The organism is Pseudomonas sp. TE36184, from assembly GCF_054060055.1.
In genome coordinates, this window is record NZ_JBSSCU010000001.1 from 2,807,952 (window position 1) to 2,827,512 (window position 19,561).

Sequence of the window (19,561 nt, forward strand, 5' to 3'; positions counted from 1 at the left end):
CTTTTTTCGTTTCAAGAGGTCTCGACCTAGAAGTCGTCGACAACCTTGCCGTCCTTGACCTTGAACTCGCGGTTCTGCAGGTAGGCGTTGCGGATGAAGGTGTACTTGTCGCCGGTGATCAACTTCTCGCTGTCGAGCAGGCTGGCACGGGTGTCGACGATGTTCAGGCCGAAGGTGCTGTTGCGCCAGCCGATGTCGTTCATGTAGCGGTACGGTTGGGTGTAGCTGTCCACGTATTTGGACGGCGCGTCGCGCAGGGTGCTTGGGCCCAGCAGCGGCAGCATCACGTAAGGACCGCTGCCGACGCCCCAGTAACCGAGGGTTTGGCCGAAGTCTTCATCGCTGCGTTGCAGCCCCATTTTGGTGCCGACGTCGATAAAGCCCAGCACGCCGAAGGTGGTGTTCATCAACAGGCGGGCAGTATCCACGCCGGCCGCGTGTGGCTTGAGTTGCAGCACGTTGTTGGCCAGGTTGCCGACATCGCCGATATTGCGGAAGAAGTTGTGCACGCCGTCCTGCACGAATTGCGGGGTCACAAACTGATAGCCTTGGGCCAATGGTTTGAGGGCGTAGGTATCAACGGTGTCGTTGAAGGTGAAGATCGGGCGGTTGATGCTTTCCCATGGATCATCTTCCGACGCGGCCTGTGCGGCGAAAGGGGCCATCAGGATAACGGCACACACCGAAAACTGAGCGAAGTAGTGGCTCCAGCGCATAGCTTTTGCTCCTTGAATAGTCTGTCATGGGCGCTATGCCCTGAATAAGGCGCCAGTATATGACGGAAGTGTCCTTTTAGGCAGCTGCCAGGAAACGACATACGGAGAATGTACAAAATTCCTACAAACTGTCACGGACTTGTCACGCCACTCCGATAGCGTCGTAGCTATTTCAGGGATGTCGAAATGCCTCACGCCGAGATTGCCGTCGCCACTGCCCCCACCTTGACCGCCGTGTTGTTTGGCCTGAGTGGCTGCCTGGTCGATTTCGGTTCCCAGGCGCGCACCGATTCACCCTCCCCGCACGCCGAAGCCACACCAGGTGCGCTGAAGGTCCTGCGCAGCCTCAAGGAACAAGGCGTGCCCTGCGCCTGGCTGGATGAGCTGCCGCCCTCGGTAACAACCCCACTGGCCGCTGCGCTGCCCGATTGGCTCAAGGCCGCATCGTCCTCTCCCATCCGCTGGCCCGCCCCTCATGCATGCTGGCAAGCCTTGATGGAATTGAACATCGAACGCCTGGAAGGCTGCGTGCTGGTCAGCGGCGAGCCGCGCCTGCTGCAATCGGGCCTGAATGCCGGGCTGTGGACTATCGGCCTGGCGTCCTGCGGTTCGCTGTGCGGCCTGGCGCCCGAGCAATGGCAGGCACTGACCGACCAACAACGCGAATACAAACGCGGCAAGGCCACCGTGGCGCTGTATGGGCTGGGGGTGCATTCGGTGATCGATCACCTCGGCGAGCTCGGCACCTGCCTGGCAGACATCAGCCTGCGCCAGCTCAAAGGCGAAAAGCCCTGATTGAGATCATGCACAGACGGCGCCGGTAGATTAATCTACAGCTCCTCTCGTAGACCTTTCTCGGCGTGCCGTGGTCTATGCCAGTGCCTATCGATAAAAGGAACAACACCATGCCTGCCCGCGAAAAACTGCAAGAACAGGTCAACATCCTGCGCGAGCAACTGGACCAGGAACCACCGCTGCCAGCCGAAAAACGTGAAGCGCTGGAAGCCTTGCTGGCCAAGTTTGAAGTACAACTTGAACTGGAACCGGCCACCCAGCCGCCCAGCATCGCCGACGAAGTGAACCGGGCGGTAGAAGGTTTCGAGTTAGACCACCCAGGCATTGCCGGGACGCTGCGCAATATCGTGATCACCCTGGGCAACATCGGCATTTAACCCGCGCCCAAACCAAGCACAGAACCCAATGTGGGAGGGGGCTTGCCCCCGATAGGGGTGAGTCAGGCACAGAGACTGTGACTGACACTCCGCTATCGGGGGCAAGCCCCCTCCCACATTGGGTTTGTGTAAAGGTTACTGGCGCGCCAGGCGCAGGTTCTGGAACGGCACCGCCTCAGTACTGCGATACGGGTTGATATCCAACCCACCCCGCCGCACATACCGCGCATATACCGTCAACTTCTCCGGCGTCAGCAGGCGCTGCAAGTCCAGGAAGATCCGCTCCACGCACTGCTCATGGAAGTCCGAGTGCTGGCGAAAGCTCACCAGATACTCCAACAGGCTGGCGTGATCCAGCTGTGCGATGTGGGAGGGGGCTTGCCCCCGATTGCAGTGGGTCAGACACAGAGACTGTGACTGACACTCCGCTATCGGGGGCAAGCCCCCTCCCACATTGGGTTTGTGTAAAGGTTACTGGCGCGCCAGGCGCAGGTTCTGGAACGGCACCGCCTCAGTACTGCGATACGGGTTGATATCCAACCCACCCCGCCGCACATACCGCGCATATACCGTCAATTTCTCCGGCTTCAGCAGGCGCTGCAAGTCCAGGAAGATCCGCTCCACGCACTGCTCATGGAAGTCCGAGTGCTGGCGAAAGCTCACCAGATACTCCAACAGGCTGGCGTGATCCAGCTGTGCGCCGCGGTATTGCACGGCCACGCTGCCCCAGTCGGGCTGGCTGGTGACCGGGCAGTTGGATTTGAGCAGGTGGCTGTACACGCTCTCCTCGACAATGCGCGAGTCATCGCAACGCAGCAGTTCCGGACGCGGATGTTCGTAGTTGCTGACGCTGATATCCAGGTCATCGATGCACACTCCCGGCAACGCCACCACGCCTTCGGCTTCAACCTCGGCCAGGCTGCGCACGCGCACGCCCACCGGCTTGCCGGCAGCAGCGCTGAGGTCGGTGCGCAACGTCGCCTCCAGACTTTGCGTATCGGCAAACACGGTCTGGTTCAGCGAGTTGAGGTACAGCTTGAAGGACTTGGACTCGATGATATTCGGCGAGTCGGCCGCAATGCTGAATTCACCGATGGCCACCACCGGCTTGCCCGACGGCAGCAGCCAGGACAGTTCGAAGCAGTTCCAGAAATCCACGCCCGTGTACGGCAGGGTCTCGGCGCTCAGGCCCAGCTCGGCCCATTTCGCGGCGCGTGGAATCGGGAACAGCAACGAAGGGGTGTAGGTGGAGATGTATTCACTGGACTTGCCCAGCGGCGAATGTTCGGCTGCGGGATGCATGGCGGAAACCTGGCTAAATTAACCCCACCAGTCTACCAGCCTTTGCCCCCGCCTCTAACAACCGCCGCATCGACACCGTCAATCGCCGCAGCGGCTCAATCGACGTTGATCTTGCCGACCATGCCCGCCTGGTAGTGCCCGGGAATATTGCAGGCAAACTCCAACCCGGTGGCTTTGCTGAAGGTCCAGGTCAACTCGGCGGTTTTACCCGGTCCGACCAGAACACTGTTGGGATCATCGTGCTTCATCCCGCCCATATTGCCCATATTGCCGTGCTCCATGGCGCCGTGGTCCATCTTGCCCATGCCGGTGGCGTTCAGCATGCCGCTGGCCTGCATCTGCATCATTTGCTTCTGATGCTCCGCATGCATGGCCGCATCGCCCAGGTTGAACTCATGGAGCAACTGGCCTTTGTTGACCAGCACAAAGCGCACGGTCTCACCGGCTTTTACGTCCAGGGACTTGGGCGAAAAGGACATATCCTGCAGCACCACTTCCACGGTGCGCGTGGCCTTATCGGCAGATGCCGGCTGGCCGAACGCATAGGTGTGGGCCGTGCCGGCCATTGCTCCGACACTCAACGCCAACAGGCAGCCCGCCAACAACAAGGGGGTACGCAATGCCATCTCAATTCTCCAAAGGTGTGGGATCAGTCTGAGGACCACTCTAAGATTGCAGCGCTGCCAGCCAGCTGACTGCTAGATTACAACTTTGTCAGGTTGCGCCCCTCCCCTGGCCACCACGGTATAAAGCCTGACGTGACCCGCCGCCAAGAGCTGCCCATGAAACTGCTGATCGTCGAAGACCAACCCAAAACCGGCCATTACCTGCGCCAAGGCCTGACCGAAGCCGGTTTTACCACCGAGCTGGTGGCCGACGGCACCAGCGGCCAACACTTGGCGCTGACTGGCGATTACGACCTGCTGATCCTCGATGTGATGCTGCCCGGTCGCAATGGTTGGCAGATCCTACAGGCAGTGCGCAGCGCTGGCCTCGACGTCCCGGTGCTGTTTCTCACCGCCCGCGACGCAGTGGAAGACCGCGTACACGGCCTGGAACTGGGCGCCGACGATTATCTGGTCAAGCCGTTCGCCTTCTCCGAACTGCTTGCGCGGGTGCGCAGCCTGTTGCGCCGTGGCAGCAGCGCACCGCAGGAAACCACCCTGCAACTGGCCGACCTGCGCCTGGACCTGATCCGTCGCCGCGTCGAGCGCGACGGCCAGCGCATCGACCTCACCGCCAAGGAGTTCGCCCTGCTCGAACTGCTGCTGCGGCGCCAGGGCGAAGTACTGCCCAAGTCGCTGATCGCGTCCCAGGTGTGGGACATGAACTTTGACAGCGACACCAACATCATCGAAGTGGCGATCCGCCGCCTGCGCCTGAAAATCGACGACAACTTCCCCAATAAACTCATCCACACCGTGCGCGGCATGGGTTATGTGCTGGAGGAACGATGCAGTTGATCAAGCGTCTGTCCCTGGCCAGCCGCCTGGCCCTGCTGTTTGCGGCCTGCACCGCGGTGGTCTCGTTGCTCGCCGGCGTGCTGTTCAACCGCGCCAGCGAGGCGCATTTTGTCGAGCTGGACCAGCAACTGCTCGAAAGCAAACTGGTGGCGCTGCGCAGCACCTTGCAGGGCGTCGACTCACCGCAGCTATTCGCCCAGCGCGAAGCGCAACTGCGCGCCGAGCTCAATCGTCAGCCCGACCTCACAGTACGCATCACCGCCGCCGGCCAGCGCTGGTTTGACGGCGCGCCGGCCATTGCCCTGCCCGAGTCGCCCGGCCTGCACAGCCTGCAAAACGCCGGCATCGACTACCGCGTGTACAACGCGCCGCTAAGGCCGGGCCAACCCGACTCGCCGCAACTGAGCCTGATGCTCGACATCACCCACCATCAGCACTTCCTGCAACGCATGCAGCATTTGATCTGGCTCACAGTCAGCCTCTCGGCCCTGGCCACCGCGCTGCTAGGCGCCTGGGCGGCGCGCAGCGGGCTGCGACCGTTGCGGCGCATGGGCGAAGTGGCCGCCAGCGTGTCGGCCCACTCCCTGACCCAGCGTTTGCCCGAGCAGGGCATGCCGGTGGAACTGGCGGAACTGGCCCAGGCCTTCAACGCCATGCTGGGCCGACTGGACGACGCGTTCCAGCGCCTCTCGGCGTTCTCCGCCGATATCGCCCACGAACTGCGCACGCCCCTGTCGAACTTGTTGACCCACACCCAAGTCATCCTCACCCAGCCGCGCCCGCTGGAGGATTACCGCGAGGCGCTGCACAGCAATCTGGAAGAGTTGCAGTGGATGGCGCAGTTGGTGAACGACATGTTGTACCTGGCCAAGGCCGATCACGGGCTGTTGGCGCCCACGCGCGAACCGTTGAAGCTCGCGGACGAAGTGGACGCACTGCTGGAGTTCTTCGTCTTGCTGGCGGAAGACGCGCACGTCAGCCTGGTGCGCGAGGGTATGGCTCACACAACCGGCGATCGCGGCATGTTGCGCCGGGCATTGTCGAACCTGCTGGATAACGCGCTGCGCTTTACGCCCGCGGGCGGCGAAGTGCGGGTGCATCTGGCGCAGGGCGCACAAGGCGTGACGCTGACAGTGGAGAACAGCGGCGAAGGCATTCCGGCGGAGGTGTTACCGCGATTGTTCGACCGCTTCTACCGGGCGGACCCGGCGCGGCATGAAGGCAGCAGTGAACACGCAGGGCTGGGGCTGGCGATTACCCAGTCGATTGTGCGAGCGCATGGCGGGCGGATTTATTGCGAGTCTGAGCCGGGGTGGACGCGGTTTGTGATCGAGTTGCCAGGGGGGGGTGATGCAAGCTGTGCCGGCGCTATCGGGAGCAAGCTCCCTCCCACATTTTGATCTGTGAATACATTCAAAATGTGGGAGGGGCTTGCTCCCGATAGCGGTCTTAAATCCTACGAATACCTGAGGGCATGCGCCGGCTCGATCTTCGCCGCCCGATACGCCGGGTAAACCGTGGCCAAAAAGCTCAACACAAACCCGGCCGAGCAGATCAGCAGCACATCCCCACCCTGCAATTGCGAGGGCAGGTTGCTGACGAAGTACACGTCCGAACTGAAGATATGCTGCCCGCTCACGCGCTCCAGCCAACCCACCAGCTCACTGACGTTGAGCGCCGCAATCACGCCCAGCACACCGCCGATCAGGGTGCCGATGATACCGATCACCGTGCCCTGCACCATGAAGATCGCCATGATCTGCCGTGGCGTGGCGCCGATGGTCCGCAGGATCGCGATGTCCGCGCCCTTGTCGTTCACCACCATGATCAACGTGGCAATGATGTTGAACGCCGCCACCGCGACGATCATCAGCAACAGCAGGCCGATCATGGTTTTTTCCATCTTCATCGCGCTGAACAGACTGCCCTGGGTGTGGGTCCAGTCATCCGCCTTGTAGGCCGCACCGAGGCTGGCGGCGATGTCCGCCGAGACCTTGGGCGCCGCGTACAAGTCCTTCACCGCCAGGCGCACGCTCTGCACCTGGTTCGGCTGCCAATGCTGAATTTCTGCGGCGTCGGCCATATGGATCAACGCCATCGAACCGTCCAGCTCGGCGCCGACCTTGAAGATACCGACCACGTTCAATCGCTGCATGCGCGGGGTGATGCCACCCGGCGCGCTGCTGATTTCCGGGACGATCAGGGTCAGCTTGTCGCCCACGTTCAGGCGAAAGCGCCGCGCGGTGATTTCACCGACCACCACGCCGAACTCGCCGGGTTTCAAGTCTTCCAGTTTACCCTGGACGATATGCTGGGCCACGATCGACACCTTGCCTTCCTGGGCCGGGTCGACGCCGCTGATCTCGATCGGCTGCATCGCGCCCTTGTAGGAGAACATACCGTCCATCTGCGTGAACGGTACTGCGGCGGTCACTTCGGGATTCTTCATCGCGGCGGCGGCCACCGGCTGCCAGTTGTCGATCGGGTTCACGCCGACGATGGTGGCGTGAGGCACCATGCCGAGGATGCGCGAGCTCATTTCGCGTTGAAAGCCATTCATCACCGACAACACCACGATCATCGCCAGCACGCCCAGGGCGAGGCCGATCATCGAGGTCATCGAGATAAACGAAACAAAACGGTTGCGGCGCTTGGCGCGGGTATAGCGCGTGCCGATGAAAATCGATAACGGTCTGAACATTCGCTTGCACCGCCTGAAAAAATGAAAAAACCCGGCGTCATGCACCGGGCTTGAAACAGGTCAGATGGCGACCAGATGACCTTCCTGCAGGTGCAGTACGCGGTCCATCTGCCGGGCCATGCTCATGTCATGGGTCACCACCAGGAACGCGGTACGCATCTGGGTGCTCAGTTCGAGCATCAAGTCCTTGATGCCCTGGGCGGTGTGGGAATCGAGGTTGCCGGTCGGCTCGTCGAGCATCACCAGGCCCGGGTTGTTCACCAGGGCACGGGCAATCGCCACACGCTGGCGCTCACCGCCGGACAATTCGGCCGGTTTGTGCTCCAGGCGATGGCCGAGGCCAACGCGCTCCAGCAAAGCCTTGGCACGCTGGCGCGCCTCTGGGATCGCGGTCTTGCCGATCAGCAGCGGCATGCACACGTTTTCCAGGGCGGTGAACTCCGGCAACAGGTGGTGGAACTGGTACACGAAACCCAACGAACGGTTGCGCAGTTGGCCGCGGGCCTTTTCGCCGAGGGCCGAGAGTTCTTCGCCGGCCAGCCACACGCTGCCCTGGGACGGCGTATCGAGGCCGCCCAACAGGTTGAGCAAGGTACTTTTGCCGGAACCGGAACTGCCGACGATCGCCACGCGCTCGCCGGGGTGCAGCTCAAGTTGCAGGTTGGACAACACCACCACCGATTCCGGACCTTCCTCGTAGGACTTGCCCAGGTTGCGGCAGCTCAGGATTGCTTTTTCACTCATGCCCGATTCACTCATAACGTAAGGCCTGTGCTGGCTGGGTACGTGCCGCGCGCCAGGCTGGATACAGGGTGGCAAGGAAACTCAGGACCAACGCAGCGCCGCCCACCATCAGCACGTCCTGGGCCTGAACCTGGGACGGCAAGTAATCGATGAAGTAGACGTCGGCGTTGAGAAACTTGTGGCCGATCAGGGTTTCGAGGCCGGCGATGGCAGCGCTGACGTTGAGCGCAGCCAGAATGCCCAGCGCGGTGCCGATCAAGGTGCCGACCACGCCGATCACCGTGCCCTGCACCATGAAGATCGCCATGATCTGCCCCGGCGTGGCGCCCAGGGTGCGCAGGATGGCGATGTCGCCCTTCTTGTCGTTCACCACCATCACCAGGGTGGAGATGATGTTGAAGGCCGCGACGGCGACGATCAGCAGCAACAACAGGCCGATCATGGCTTTTTCCATGCGGATGGCCTGGTACAGGTTGCCGTGGGTACGGGTCCAGTCGCGGGCGTAGTACTGGTTTTCACCCAGGTGCTGGGCGATTTCCCAGGCGCCGCGCGGGGCGTCGAACAAATCGTTGAACTTCAGGCGCAGGCCCTGCACCTGGTCCGGCTTCCAGCGATGCAGACGCGCCAGGTCGGTGAGGTTGGTCAGGCCGAGGTAGCCGTCGATCTCGCCAGCGCCGACGTGGAAGGTGCCGACCACGGTAAAGCGCTTCATGCGCGGGAACATGCCGGCCGGGGTCACGGTGACTTCCGGGGCGACGAAGGTCAGCTTGTCGCCGATGCCCACGCCGAGCTTGGCCGCGGCCTTGTCGCCGATGACGATACCGAAGCTGCCGGGCGCCAGGTCGTCAAGTTTGCCCTGCAGCATGAACTTGTCGATGATCGAGACCTTGCGCTCCTGGACCGGGTCGATGGCATTGAGCAGGATTTTCTGCACCTTGCCGTCATTGGTCAGCAACCCTTGCATCTGGGTGAACGGCGCCACGGCCACGACCTTGGGGTTCTGCTTGACCTTGTCGGCCAGGCTTTGCCAGTCGCTGATCGGTTCACCCGACTCGATGGTCGCGTGGGGCACCATGCCCAGCACGCGGGTACGCATCTCATGATCGAAGCCGTTCATCACCGACAACACCACGATCATCACGACCACGCCAAGGGCGAGACCGATCATCGAGGTCAAGGAAATGAACGACACAAAATGATTGCGACGCTTTGCACGGGTATAACGCGTGCCAATAAATACGAAGAGAGGTCTGAACATGTCGGGGCTTGTTCGGAGGAAAAGAAGACGTCCCGGTGGCGGGGTCTGGTAAGCAGCTTTACACTCAGACCATTACCGCTACTTTGGGTTCGCCATGTCGACATTAGATGAAGAAGAACGCCGCGAATACTACCGTATCGACGACATGATCGCACTTCAAATCAAAAGCCTGTCCGCCCCCGAAGCGGCGAGCAAGGAAGTGTTGCTGGATGATTCGCCGCTATTCAATCTACTCAGTGAACTGCACCTGAGCGAATTCGAAGCCCAACACCTGTTGCGCCAGCTCAGCGAGAAAGATCGCAGCCTGGCCGCCCTCCTCCGAATCCAGAACAAACGCCTGGATCTGCTCAGCCAGATCATGGCGCGCGGCCTACTGGATGAAGTCGGCGCACCGCAGCCGGTGATCATTTCCGAAGGCGGCATCGACTTCCTGCACCCGACGCCCCTGGCACTCGACGCCCACCTGGCGGTCAAGCTGGTGCTGATGCCCCAGGCGCTGGGCCTGCTGTTACGGGCGCGGGTCACCCATTGCGATGCCAAGGGCGGCGCTTTTGCCATTGGCACGGAATTCGAATCGATGACCGACGCCCAACGCCAACTGCTGGCGCGCTACATCCTGCAGAAACAGGCGCAGCAACGGCGCCTGGCGCGGGAACAGAGCGACGCCAAAGACACCTGAATTCGTATTCACCCCGCCAGACGACCTGGCGCAAAGGAGCAACTGTGACCCTGATCTACGGCCACCGCGGTGCCAAAGGCGAAGCACCAGAAAACACCCTGACCAGCTTCCAGCAGTGCCTCAAGCACGGTGTACGCCGTTGCGAATTGGATTTGCACCTGTCCATGGACGGCGAACTGATGGTCATCCACGACCCGACCCTCAAGCGCACCGCCGACCGGCGCGGCAAAGTCGTCGAGTATTCGGCGGCAGACCTGGTGAAGATGGACGCCCGCAAAGGCGGCCCCGGCTGGATCAACCCCTGCCCGATCCCGCGCCTGGAAGAACTGTTTGAAAAGTGCGACTTCGATCACTGGCAACTGGAAGTCAAAAGCGCCTCGCGCACCCGCGCCGCGACCACCGTGCTGGCGATCCGGGAAATGGCCGTGCGTTTCGGCCTCATGGACAAGGTCACAGTGACCTCAAGCTCACGGGAAGTGTTGAAAGCGGCGGTGGAACTCACCCCGGACCTGTCGCGCGGGCTGGTGGCCGAATACGCCTGGCTCGACCCGCTGAAGGTCGCGCAAAACTATGGCTGTGAGTTTCTGGCGTTGAACTGGACGTTGTGTACCCCCGAGCGTCTGGAAAAAGCCCAGCGCCAGGGATTGCACGTGTCGGTGTGGACAGTCAACGAACCTGCGCTGATGCGCAGGCTCGCCGACTTCGGCGTAGATAGCCTGATTACAGACTTTCCCGGTTTGGCCACTGCCACGCTCGAGAATTACTGAAATCGGTCTCCCCGGCCGGCTCAGGCCACCGGCCGGAGCCGCTCAAAAAAGCCGGTTGAGGCCGTCGTAGGCCGCGACCCGATAGGCTTCCGCCATGGTTGGGTAGTTGAACGTGGTGTTGACGAAATACTTGAGGGTATTTTGCTCACCCGGCTGGTTCATGATGGCCTGGCCGATGTGGACGATCTCCGAAGCCTGGTAGCCGAAGCAATGCACGCCGAGGACTTCCAGGGTTTCACGGTGGAACAGAATCTTCAGCATGCCTTGCGGCTCGCCGGCGATCTGCGCACGCGCCATGCTCTTGAAGAACGCCTTGCCCACTTCGTAAGGCACCTTGGCCTTGGTCAGTTCGTGTTCGTTCTTACCGATCGAGCTGATCTCCGGAATCGTGTAGATCCCGGTCGGCACGTCGTTCACATAGCGCCAGCTGCCATTGTCGACAATGCTGCCGGCGGCCGAACGGCCCTGGTCATGGGCGGCGCTGGCCAGGCTTGGCCAGCCGATCACGTCGCCGGCACCGTAGATATTCGACACGCAGGTGCGATAGTTCTCGTCCACTTCGATCTGGCCACGGTTGTTGACCTTGACCCCGACATTTTCCATGCCCAGCTTGTCGGTGTTGCCGGTACGACCGTTGCACCACAGCAAGGCGTCGGCCTTGATCTTCTTGCCGGACTTGAGGTGCAGGATCACACCGTTGTCCAGGCCTTCGACGCGCTCGTACTCTTCGTTGTGGCGCACGGTGATGTTGTTGTTGCTGAAGTGATAACTCAACGCCTGGGAAATTTCCGAGTCGAGGAAGCTCAGCAACTGGTCACGGTTGTCCACCAGCTCTACCAGCACCCCAAGGCCGCTGAAGATCGAGGCGTATTCGCAGCCGATCACGCCGGCGCCATAGATGATCAGTTTGCGCGGGGTATGGCCCAGGCTGAGGATGGTGTCGCTATCGTAGATACGCGGGTGGAGGAAATCGATATCCACCGGGCGATACGGGCGCGACCCGGTAGCGATGATGATGTGCTTGGCCACCAGCTTCTCGACCACGCCGTTGGAGCAGACCACTTCGACGGTTTGCTCGTCGGCGAAGCTGCCGGTGCCGAAGAACAGGTCGACACGGTTACGGGCGTAATAGCCGGTCCGCGACGCCACCTGCTTGGCGATGACTTTTTCCGCGCTTTTGAGCACGTCCGGGAACGAAAACCAACGCGGCTCGCCAATGGCCCGGAACATCGGATTGGTATTGAACTGCATGATCTGGCGCACTGAGTGACGCAAGGCCTTGGACGGGATGGTACCCAGGTGGGTGCAGTTTCCGCCGACCTGGCGACGGCTATCGACCATTGCCACCTTGCGCCCTGCCTTCGCGGCGTTCATCGCCGCACCTTCTCCAGCCGGGCCGGAACCCAGTACTACCACGTCGTAGTTGTAGACAGCCATGCGTACTCCTCAGAACAGGCCAGGCGCGCGGTTTGACGCCTGGCTAAATCATGCCGCGGCCAGCGGTCATGAAGGACAATTTGGCTCAAGTGTGTGAACCGGGGCACAGTCTATATAAGGCTCAACGCCGCGCACATTAACCCTTGGTCGCGTCGTAGGCCAGTTTTGCCTTTACTACACAGCGTGGATTACGGTTTCACAGCGGTCATCTGTTCGAACGCCGGATTACTGCGCGTGACAAAAACATCCCCCTCGCGCTGCACAAAAAACGCGGCGATCTGGTGCTGTTCGGCGTAGTCCCAGCCTTGCTCCGGCCCAAGGATCAACAGCAACGTCGACAACCCATCGGCCATCAGCGCCGACGGGTGCAACACTGTCACCGATGCCAGTTGATGGGTAATCGGCGCGCCGGTCCGCGCATCCAGGGTGTGGGAATAGCGCCGACCACCCTGCTGGAAATAATTACGATAGTCACCCGATGTGGACACACCAAAGCCGTCTACGCGGATGATTTTTTCGGCGACCTGCTGGTCATCGCGAGGCTCTTCCAGCGCGACGCGCCAGGGCGAACCATCCGGTTTGTGGCCGGCAGCCTTGAGTTCGCCGGTGGCTTCGGCGAGGTAGTGATGGATACCCAGGCCGCTCAACAGCTCGGCGATACGATCCACCGCGTAACCGGCAGCAATGCTGTTGAAGTCGACCTCGACGGCGGCGTCCTTGCACAGTTGTTCGCCGTCGATGCGCAGATGCTGGTGACCGACCCGTTGACGCACCTCGGCCAGCGTCGCGGCGTCCGGCACCTTGAGTTGCCGGGCCTGGGGCCCGAACCCCCACAGGTTCAGCAGCGGCTCCACCGTCAGGTCGAACGCACCCGCGCTGGCCTGGGACAGTTGCTCGCCGGTACGCACCAGTTGCAGCACCGGCGCAGGCATCGGCTGACAGCTATTGGCCGGCAGATTGTTGAAACGCTCGATATCCGAGTCGCTGCGGTAGGTCGACATCTGTCGGTCGACATCCCCCAGGATTTTTTCCACCTGGCGCTGCAGCTCTTTCGGCGTAGGTGCCGTCGAGCTTCTGACATACTGGATCGAATAGGTGCTGCCCATGGTCGGCCCCCCAAACTGCTCCAGCGTATCGCCGCCACAGCCGGCCAGCGCCGCAAAACCGCACACCATCGCTATCTGTCGCAGATTGCCCATAAACCTGATCGCCGTCGAAAAGTGAATTAACCCGCAGGCACACACCCTGGCAGGACCGCCCATTATGCGGCATGCCGTTATCTGTTTATGGCTGATGTTCGCACTCCCGGCGCTCACCAATGAGGCGGATCGTCTCACCTTGGCCGGCCACAGTTGACGGCGTATCGCCTGAAAAAATGCATGCCCCTGTAGGCGCGGGCTTGCGCGCGATGCCTCCCACACAGCCGAAACCCACAGGCAGAAAAAAGCCCCGAACCAGTCGGGGCTTTTTCATTCAACCTGAACGCTTAGCGCGGGAATGCAGGCGGGTTGACCCCAGCCATGTCTTCCATCACACGAACGACCTGGCAGCTGTAGCCGAACTCGTTGTCGTACCACACGTACAGCACAACACGGTTGTCCTGGGTAATGGTCGCTTCCGCGTCCACCACACCGGCGTGGCGCGAGCCAACGAAGTCGGTGGAGACCACTTCCTGGGAGTTGACGAAGTCGATTTGCTTATGCAGATCGGAGTGCAGCGCCATGTAGCGCAGGTACTCGTTCATCTCGTCGCGGGTAGCGGCTTTCTCAAGGTTCAGGTTGAGAATGGCCATCGACACGTTAGGCGTCGGCACGCGGATCGCGTTACCGGTCAGCTTGCCGGCCAGCTCAGGCAGGGCCTTGGCGGCAGCGGTGGCGGCACCGGTCTCGGTGATCACCATGTTCAGCGCGGCGCTGCGACCACGGCGATTGCCCTTGTGGAAGTTGTCGATCAGGTTCTGGTCGTTGGTGTACGAGTGAACGGTTTCGACGTGACCGTTGATGATGCCGAACTTGTCATTGACTGCCTTCAGCACCGGCACGATGGCGTTGGTGGTGCAGGAAGCGGCGGACACGATCTTGTCGTCAGCGGTGATTTCCGTGTGGTTGATGCCGTGAACGATGTTCTTCAGCTTGCCTTTGCCAGGCGCGGTCAGGACAACGCGGGCAACGCCCGGGCAGGTCAGGTGCTGGCCCAGGCCTTCGGCGTCGCGCCATACGCCGGTGTTATCCACCAGCAGGGCGTCCTTGATGCCGTACTGGGTGTAATCCACCTCGGTCGGGTTCTTCGCGTAGATCACCTGGATCAGGTTACCGTTGGCGGTGATGGTGTTGTTTTCTTCGTCGATGACGATGGTGCCGTTGAACGGACCGTGTACCGAGTCGCGACGCAAGAGGCTCGCGCGCTTGGCCAGGTCGTTCTCGGCGCCCTTGCGTACCACGATGGCGCGCAGGCGCAGGCCGTCGCCGCCACCGGTTTTACCGATCAGGATGCGTGCCAGCAGGCGGCCGATGCGACCGAAGCCGTAGAGCACAACGTCAGTGCCTTTACGGGCGGAGGCGTTCTGCTTGCCGACCACGTCGGCCATTTCTTCACGCACGAACTGCTCGACGGAACGGCCGTTGGCTTCAGCGCGGAACTTGGCGGCCAACTTGCCCAGGTCTACCGAAGCCGCGCCGAGCTTGAGCTCGCTCATGGCTTTGAGCAGAGGGAATGTTTCGTGGACGGAGAGTTCGCTGTCGTTGGTCGAACGATGGCGAGCAAAGCGATGCGCCTTGAGAATCGCGATGACTGACTGGTTGATCAGACTGCGGCCATAGATCGAGCTCACCACATTGTTATTGCGGTACAGCTGACCGATAAGCGGGATCATCGCTTCAGCGAGTGCTTCACGGTCGATCCATTCACCAAGACACTGGTCGGGCTTCTGAGTCACGGGAACCTTCCACATGTAGGGGCTGAAAAAAGGGGCTACATTATGCCGCCCGGCCGCCCCCGGAGCAATGCGCGTCCTACAACAAAAAGCGCTTACCCAAAAAAGCCACCTCGCTGCAGCCCAGTAAATACGCGGGTTCCAGAAGGCCACTAGTGGAGCGGGCAGCACGACTTGTCCGTAACCCTCCGAAAACTATATGCATATTGGCACTACATATTGAGTCAAAACGCGCCATTGTTTGTCTTAGCCACCACATTTCCCGCAAACCGTAATAGGCTCAGTCAGCAACTGACAGGCGGCACCTCGGGCCGTTACAATTACCGACTTTGTCGCAACGCTTGGAGCTCAACCTTCCGTGCCCGTTCTGCGTCTACCGCAACTCCCTGCCGCGGCAGGTAAACAGCACTGGGGCAATTTGCCCGGTGCCGCCCTGAGCCTGGCCATCGCCGAGGCTGCCAGCGCAGCCAAGCGCTTTACCCTGCTGCTTACCGCCGACAGCCAAAGCGCCGAACGGCTGGAGCAGGAGCTGAGCTTCTTCGCCCCCGATTTGCCGGTGCTGCATTTTCCCGACTGGGAAACCCTGCCCTACGACCTGTTCTCGCCGCACCAGGACATCATTTCCCAGCGCATCGCCAGCCTGTACCGCCTGCCGGAACTGGTCCACGGCGTGCTGGTGGTGCCGATCACCACGGCGCTGCACCGCCTGGCGCCGACCAAGTTCCTGCTGGGCAGCAGCCTGGTGCTGGATATCGGCCAGAAGCTCGACGTGGAGCAAATGCGTACACGCCTGGAAGCCAGCGGCTACCGCTGCGTCGACACGGTGTACGAGCACGGCGAATTCGCGGTGCGCGGAGCGCTGATCGACCTGTTCCCGATGGGCAGCAAGTTGCCGTACCGCATCGACCTGTTCGATGACGAAATCGAGACCCTGCGCACCTTCGATCCGGAAAACCAGCGCTCCATCGACAAAGTCGAGTCGATCAAACTGCTGCCGGCGCGGGAATTCCCGCTGCAGAAAGACGCGGTGACGCGTTTCAAGGCGCGCTTTCGCGAACGCTTCGACGTCGACTTCCGCCGCTGCCCGATCTTCCAGGACTTGAGCAGCGGGATTACCCCCGCCGGTATCGAGTACTACCTGCCGCTGTTCTTCGACGAAACCTCCACCCTGTTCGACTACCTGCCCCAGGACACCCAAGTGTTCTCGCTGCCGGGCATCGAGCAGGCGGCGGAAAACTTCTGGAGCGACGTGCGCAACCGCTATGAAGAGCGTCGCGTCGATCCGTCCCGTCCTTTATTACCGCCGGCTGAACTGTTCCTGCCGGTGGAAGACTGCTTCGCCCGCCTGAAAAACTGGCCGCGCGTGGTCGCCAGCCAAGAGGATGTGGACGCAGGCAGCGGCCGCACGCGCTTCCCCGCGCAAAACCTGCCGAACCTGGCGATTGAAGCCAAGGCCAGCCAGCCGCTCGAAGCGCTGTCCAACTTCCTCGGCGATTTCGCCGGGCGCGTGCTGTTTACCGCCGAATCGGCCGGGCGCCGCGAAGTGCTGCTGGAGCTGCTGGAACGCCTGAAGCTGCGCCCGAAAACCGTCGACAGCTGGCCGGACTTCGTCGCCGGCAAAGAGCGCCTGGCGATCACCATTGCGCCGCTGGATGAAGGCCTGTTGCTGGACGATCCGGCCCTGGCGCTGATCGCCGAAAGCCCGCTGTTCGGGCAACGGGTGATGCAGCGCCGTCGCCGCGAAAAACGCGCCGACGCCAACAACGACGCAGTGATCAAAAACCTCACCGAACTGCGCGAAGGCGCGCCGGTGGTGCATATCGACCACGGCGTCGGCCGCTACCTGGGCCTGCAAACGCTGGAAATCGACAACCAGGCCGCCGAATTCCTCACCATGGAATACGCCGAAGGCGCCAAGCTATATGTGCCGGTGGCCAACCTGCACCTGATCGCCCGCTACACCGGCAGCGACGACGCCCTGGCGCCGTTGCACCGCCTGGGTTCCGAGACCTGGCAGAAAGCCAAGCGCAAGGCCGCCGAACAGGTGCGCGACGTCGCCGCCGAGCTGCTCGACATCTATGCCCGTCGCGCCGCCCGCGAGGGTTATGCGTTCGCCGACCCGAAAGCCGACTACGCCACCTTCAGCGCCGGCTTCGCCTTCGAAGAAACCCCGGACCAGCAAACCACCATCGAAGCCGTGCGCGCCGACATGCTCGCGCCCAAGCCGATGGACCGCCTGGTGTGCGGCGACGTGGGCTTCGGCAAGACCGAAGTGGCGATGCGCGCCGCCTTCATCGCGGTGCATGGCGGCAAGCAAGTGGCGATCCTGGTGCCGACTACCCTGCTCGCCCAGCAGCACTACAACAGCTTTCGCGACCGCTTTGCCGACTGGCCGGTGACCGTGGAAGTGATGAGCCGTTTCAAATCCGCCAAGGAAGTGAACGCCGCCGTCGCCGACCTGGCGGAGGGTAAGATCGACATCGTGATCGGCACCCACAAGCTGCTGTCGGACGATGTGAAGATCAAGAACCTGGGCCTGGTGATCATCGACGAAGAACACCGCTTCGGGGTGCGTCAGAAAGAACAGCTCAAGGCACTGCGCAGCGAAGTCGACATTCTGACCCTCACCGCCACGCCGATTCCGCGCACGCTGAACATGGCGGTGTCGGGCATGCGCGACCTGTCGATCATCGCCACTCCACCGGCGCGGCGCCTGTCGGTACGCACCTTCGTGATGGAGCAGAACAACAGCACGGTCAAGGAAGCGCTGCTGCGCGAATTGCTGCGTGGCGGGCAGGTGTATTACCTGCACAACGATGTGAAAACCATCGAGAAATGCGCCGCCGACCTCGCCGCACTGGTGCCGGAAGCACGCATCGCCATCGGCCACGGGCAAATGCGCGAGCGCGACCTCGAACAGGTGATGAGCGACTTCTACCACAAGCGCTTCAACGTGCTGATCGCCTCGACCATCATCGAGACCGGCATCGACGTGCCGAGCGCCAACACCATCATCATCGAGCGCGCCGACAAGTTCGGCCTGGCACAACTGCATCAACTGCGCGGCCGCGTCGGACGCAGTCACCACCAGGCCTACGCCTACCTGCTGACGCCACCGCGCCAGCAAATCACCGGCGACGCGGAAAAACGCCTGGAAGCCATCGCCAACACCCAGGACCTGGGCGCCGGCTTTGTGCTGGCCACCAACGACCTGGAAATCCGTGGCGCCGGCGAACTGCTCGGCGACGGCCAGAGCGGGCAGATCCAGGCCGTGGGCTTCACCTTATATATGGAGATGCTCGAACGCGCAGTGAAAGCCATCCGCAAGGGCGAGCAACCGAACCTCGACCAACCCCTGGGCGGCGGTCCGGAGATCAACCTGCGCTTGCCGGCATTGATCCCCGAAGACTACCTGCCGGATGTCCACGCGCGACTGATCCTGTACAAGCGCATCGCCTCGGCCACCGACGAAGAAGGCCTCAAGGACCTGCAGGTGGAGATGATCGATCGCTTCGGCCTGTTGCCGGAACCGACCAAGAACCTGGTGCGCCTGACCCTGCTCAAATTGCAGGCCGAGCAACTGGGGATCAAGAAGGTCGACGCCGGGCCGCAGGGCGGGCGCATCGAGTTCGAAGCGCAGACGCCGGTGGACCCGTTGGTGCTGATCAAGCTGATCCAGGGCCAGCCCAACCGGTACAAGTTCGAAGGGGCTACGCTGTTCAAGTTCATGGTGCCGATGGAACGTGCCGAAGAACGCTTCAATACCTTGGAGGCGCTGTTTGAGCGCCTCATCCCGAAATCTGTTTGAAGGACGCCCCAATGCGCGTGTTTCGCATTCTGAGCTTGTTATTAGTGGTACTCGCACCTTCGGCGTTTGCCGACAGCCTGTACCAAGTGGAAATGGTCCTGGTGCGCCAGAACGCGGAGCCGGTGATCAACAGCCGCGCCGCGCCGGAAGACTGGGATGCCGGCGCCGAGCGCCTGGGCGACAGAAGCAGCCCGGCGCGCCTGGGCACGATCGTCGACAAACTCCGCGCAGACGCCAACTACACGGTGCTGGCGCACAAGGCCTGGGAACAGAACCTCGGTGAGCAGCCGGTAAAAATCGCGATCACCGACGGCCGGGAGCAGTTCGGTCAGTTTCCCCTCGAGGGTGTGCTGAGCCTGCAACTGGGGCGCTTTACCGATATCGACGCGGACTTCTGGATCAACCAGTTCGACGGCAACGGCAGCGTCATCGCCAGCGAGCATCTGGCGCAGAAAGACGTGCGGACCAAGAACAACCAGCTCAACTACCTGGATGGCGGCCACCTGGCGCTGCTGATCAAGATCACTTCGTTGACCGCCAAACAGCCCAGCGCACCGCCCGTCGACTTTCAGGACTGATCCA

The 19,561-nt window shown here is 61.7% G+C and carries 17 protein-coding genes and 1 pseudogene; 8 read left to right on the forward strand and 10 right to left on the reverse strand.

The features are described from left to right. Positions 1–26 precede the first annotated feature (26 nt). Entirely contained in the window at positions 27–665 is a 639-nt protein-coding gene (locus ACVWZP_RS12465) for an MlaA family lipoprotein (protein ID WP_370737570.1), read from the reverse strand. Positions 666–902: 237 nt separating this feature from the next. Here ACVWZP_RS12465 and ACVWZP_RS12470 point away from each other — a divergent pair, with 237 nt between their 5' ends. Further along, a complete protein-coding gene (locus tag ACVWZP_RS12470) occupies positions 903–1,511 on the forward strand; it encodes a phosphatase (protein WP_079443078.1) in 609 nt (202 codons plus the stop codon). Positions 1,512–1,621: 110 nt separating this feature from the next. Next, positions 1,622–1,888, forward strand: a complete 267-nt coding sequence (locus ACVWZP_RS12475) for a DUF4404 family protein (RefSeq protein ID WP_046384312.1) — start codon at positions 1,622–1,624, stop codon at positions 1,886–1,888. 135 nt (positions 1,889–2,023) lie between these two features. Here the strand turns inward: ACVWZP_RS12475 and ACVWZP_RS12480 are convergent. The 3 genes and pseudogenes from ACVWZP_RS12480 to copI form a co-directional block, all read right to left on the reverse strand. Then, positions 2,024–2,245: pseudogene (locus tag ACVWZP_RS12480) on the reverse strand (NADPH-dependent 7-cyano-7-deazaguanine reductase QueF); the annotation flags it as partial. Positions 2,246–2,359: 114 nt separating this feature from the next. After that, entirely contained in the window at positions 2,360–3,190 is an 831-nt protein-coding gene (gene queF, locus ACVWZP_RS12485; RefSeq protein WP_046490437.1) for an NADPH-dependent 7-cyano-7-deazaguanine reductase QueF, read from the reverse strand. Between the two features lie 95 nt (positions 3,191–3,285). Further along, positions 3,286–3,816, reverse strand: coding sequence for a copper-resistant cuproprotein CopI (gene copI, locus ACVWZP_RS12490; RefSeq protein WP_046384313.1), 531 nt, complete (start codon positions 3,814–3,816; stop codon positions 3,286–3,288). A gap of 156 nt (positions 3,817–3,972) precedes the next feature. Here copI and ACVWZP_RS12495 point away from each other — a divergent pair, with 156 nt between their 5' ends. Further along, entirely contained in the window at positions 3,973–4,653 is a 681-nt protein-coding gene (locus tag ACVWZP_RS12495; RefSeq protein ID WP_046384314.1) for a heavy metal response regulator transcription factor, read from the forward strand. Next, complete coding sequence (locus tag ACVWZP_RS12500) at positions 4,650–6,053, forward strand: heavy metal sensor histidine kinase (RefSeq protein ID WP_079444993.1); 1,404 nt, start codon at positions 4,650–4,652, stop codon at positions 6,051–6,053. Before ACVWZP_RS12495 ends, ACVWZP_RS12500 begins: the two co-directional genes overlap by 4 nt. Positions 6,054–6,109: 56 nt before the next feature. Here ACVWZP_RS12500 and ACVWZP_RS12505 read toward each other — a convergent pair whose 3' ends face one another. Genes ACVWZP_RS12505 through ACVWZP_RS12515 form a run of 3 tightly spaced genes read right to left on the reverse strand, consistent with a single transcriptional unit; the run spans position 6,110 to position 9,356 of the window. Continuing rightward, positions 6,110–7,354, reverse strand: coding sequence for a lipoprotein-releasing ABC transporter permease subunit (locus ACVWZP_RS12505; RefSeq protein WP_046384315.1), 1,245 nt, complete (start codon positions 7,352–7,354; stop codon positions 6,110–6,112). Positions 7,355–7,414: 60 nt separating this feature from the next. Then, complete coding sequence (lolD, locus tag ACVWZP_RS12510) at positions 7,415–8,098, reverse strand: lipoprotein-releasing ABC transporter ATP-binding protein LolD (protein WP_017477213.1); 684 nt, start codon at positions 8,096–8,098, stop codon at positions 7,415–7,417. A gap of 7 nt (positions 8,099–8,105) precedes the next feature. Next, positions 8,106–9,356, reverse strand: coding sequence for a lipoprotein-releasing ABC transporter permease subunit (locus ACVWZP_RS12515; protein ID WP_046384316.1), 1,251 nt, complete (start codon positions 9,354–9,356; stop codon positions 8,106–8,108). Between the two features lie 94 nt (positions 9,357–9,450). Here ACVWZP_RS12515 and ACVWZP_RS12520 point away from each other — a divergent pair, with 94 nt between their 5' ends. Beyond that, positions 9,451–10,035, forward strand: a complete 585-nt coding sequence (locus tag ACVWZP_RS12520; protein WP_017848787.1) for a PilZ domain-containing protein — start codon at positions 9,451–9,453, stop codon at positions 10,033–10,035. Between the two features lie 44 nt (positions 10,036–10,079). Beyond that, positions 10,080–10,802, forward strand: a complete 723-nt coding sequence (locus ACVWZP_RS12525; RefSeq protein WP_017848786.1) for a glycerophosphodiester phosphodiesterase — start codon at positions 10,080–10,082, stop codon at positions 10,800–10,802. A 42-nt stretch (positions 10,803–10,844) separates the two neighbouring features. On the opposite strand, the gene sthA is transcribed toward ACVWZP_RS12525, so the two are convergent. The 3 genes from sthA to ACVWZP_RS12540 form a co-directional block, all read right to left on the reverse strand. Further along, positions 10,845–12,239, reverse strand: a complete 1,395-nt coding sequence (gene sthA / locus ACVWZP_RS12530; RefSeq protein WP_046384317.1) for a Si-specific NAD(P)(+) transhydrogenase — start codon at positions 12,237–12,239, stop codon at positions 10,845–10,847. A 188-nt stretch (positions 12,240–12,427) separates the two neighbouring features. Further along, positions 12,428–13,438 (reverse strand): FAD:protein FMN transferase, encoded by a 1,011-nt coding sequence (locus ACVWZP_RS12535; RefSeq protein WP_457369823.1) that lies wholly within the window; start codon positions 13,436–13,438, stop codon positions 12,428–12,430. 287 nt (positions 13,439–13,725) lie between these two features. Then, positions 13,726–15,189 carry a glyceraldehyde-3-phosphate dehydrogenase gene (locus ACVWZP_RS12540; protein WP_046384318.1) on the reverse strand — a complete coding sequence of 488 codons (1,464 nt, stop codon included), beginning with the start codon at positions 15,187–15,189 and terminating at the stop codon, positions 13,726–13,728. A 340-nt stretch (positions 15,190–15,529) separates the two neighbouring features. Between ACVWZP_RS12540 and mfd the strand changes: the two genes are divergently transcribed. After that, positions 15,530–18,979 (forward strand): transcription-repair coupling factor, encoded by a 3,450-nt coding sequence (gene mfd, locus ACVWZP_RS12545; RefSeq protein WP_026140243.1) that lies wholly within the window; start codon positions 15,530–15,532, stop codon positions 18,977–18,979. 11 nt (positions 18,980–18,990) lie between these two features. Continuing rightward, positions 18,991–19,557, forward strand: coding sequence for a CsiV family protein (locus ACVWZP_RS12550; RefSeq protein ID WP_017848781.1), 567 nt, complete (start codon positions 18,991–18,993; stop codon positions 19,555–19,557). The last annotated feature ends 4 nt before the right edge of the window (positions 19,558–19,561 follow it).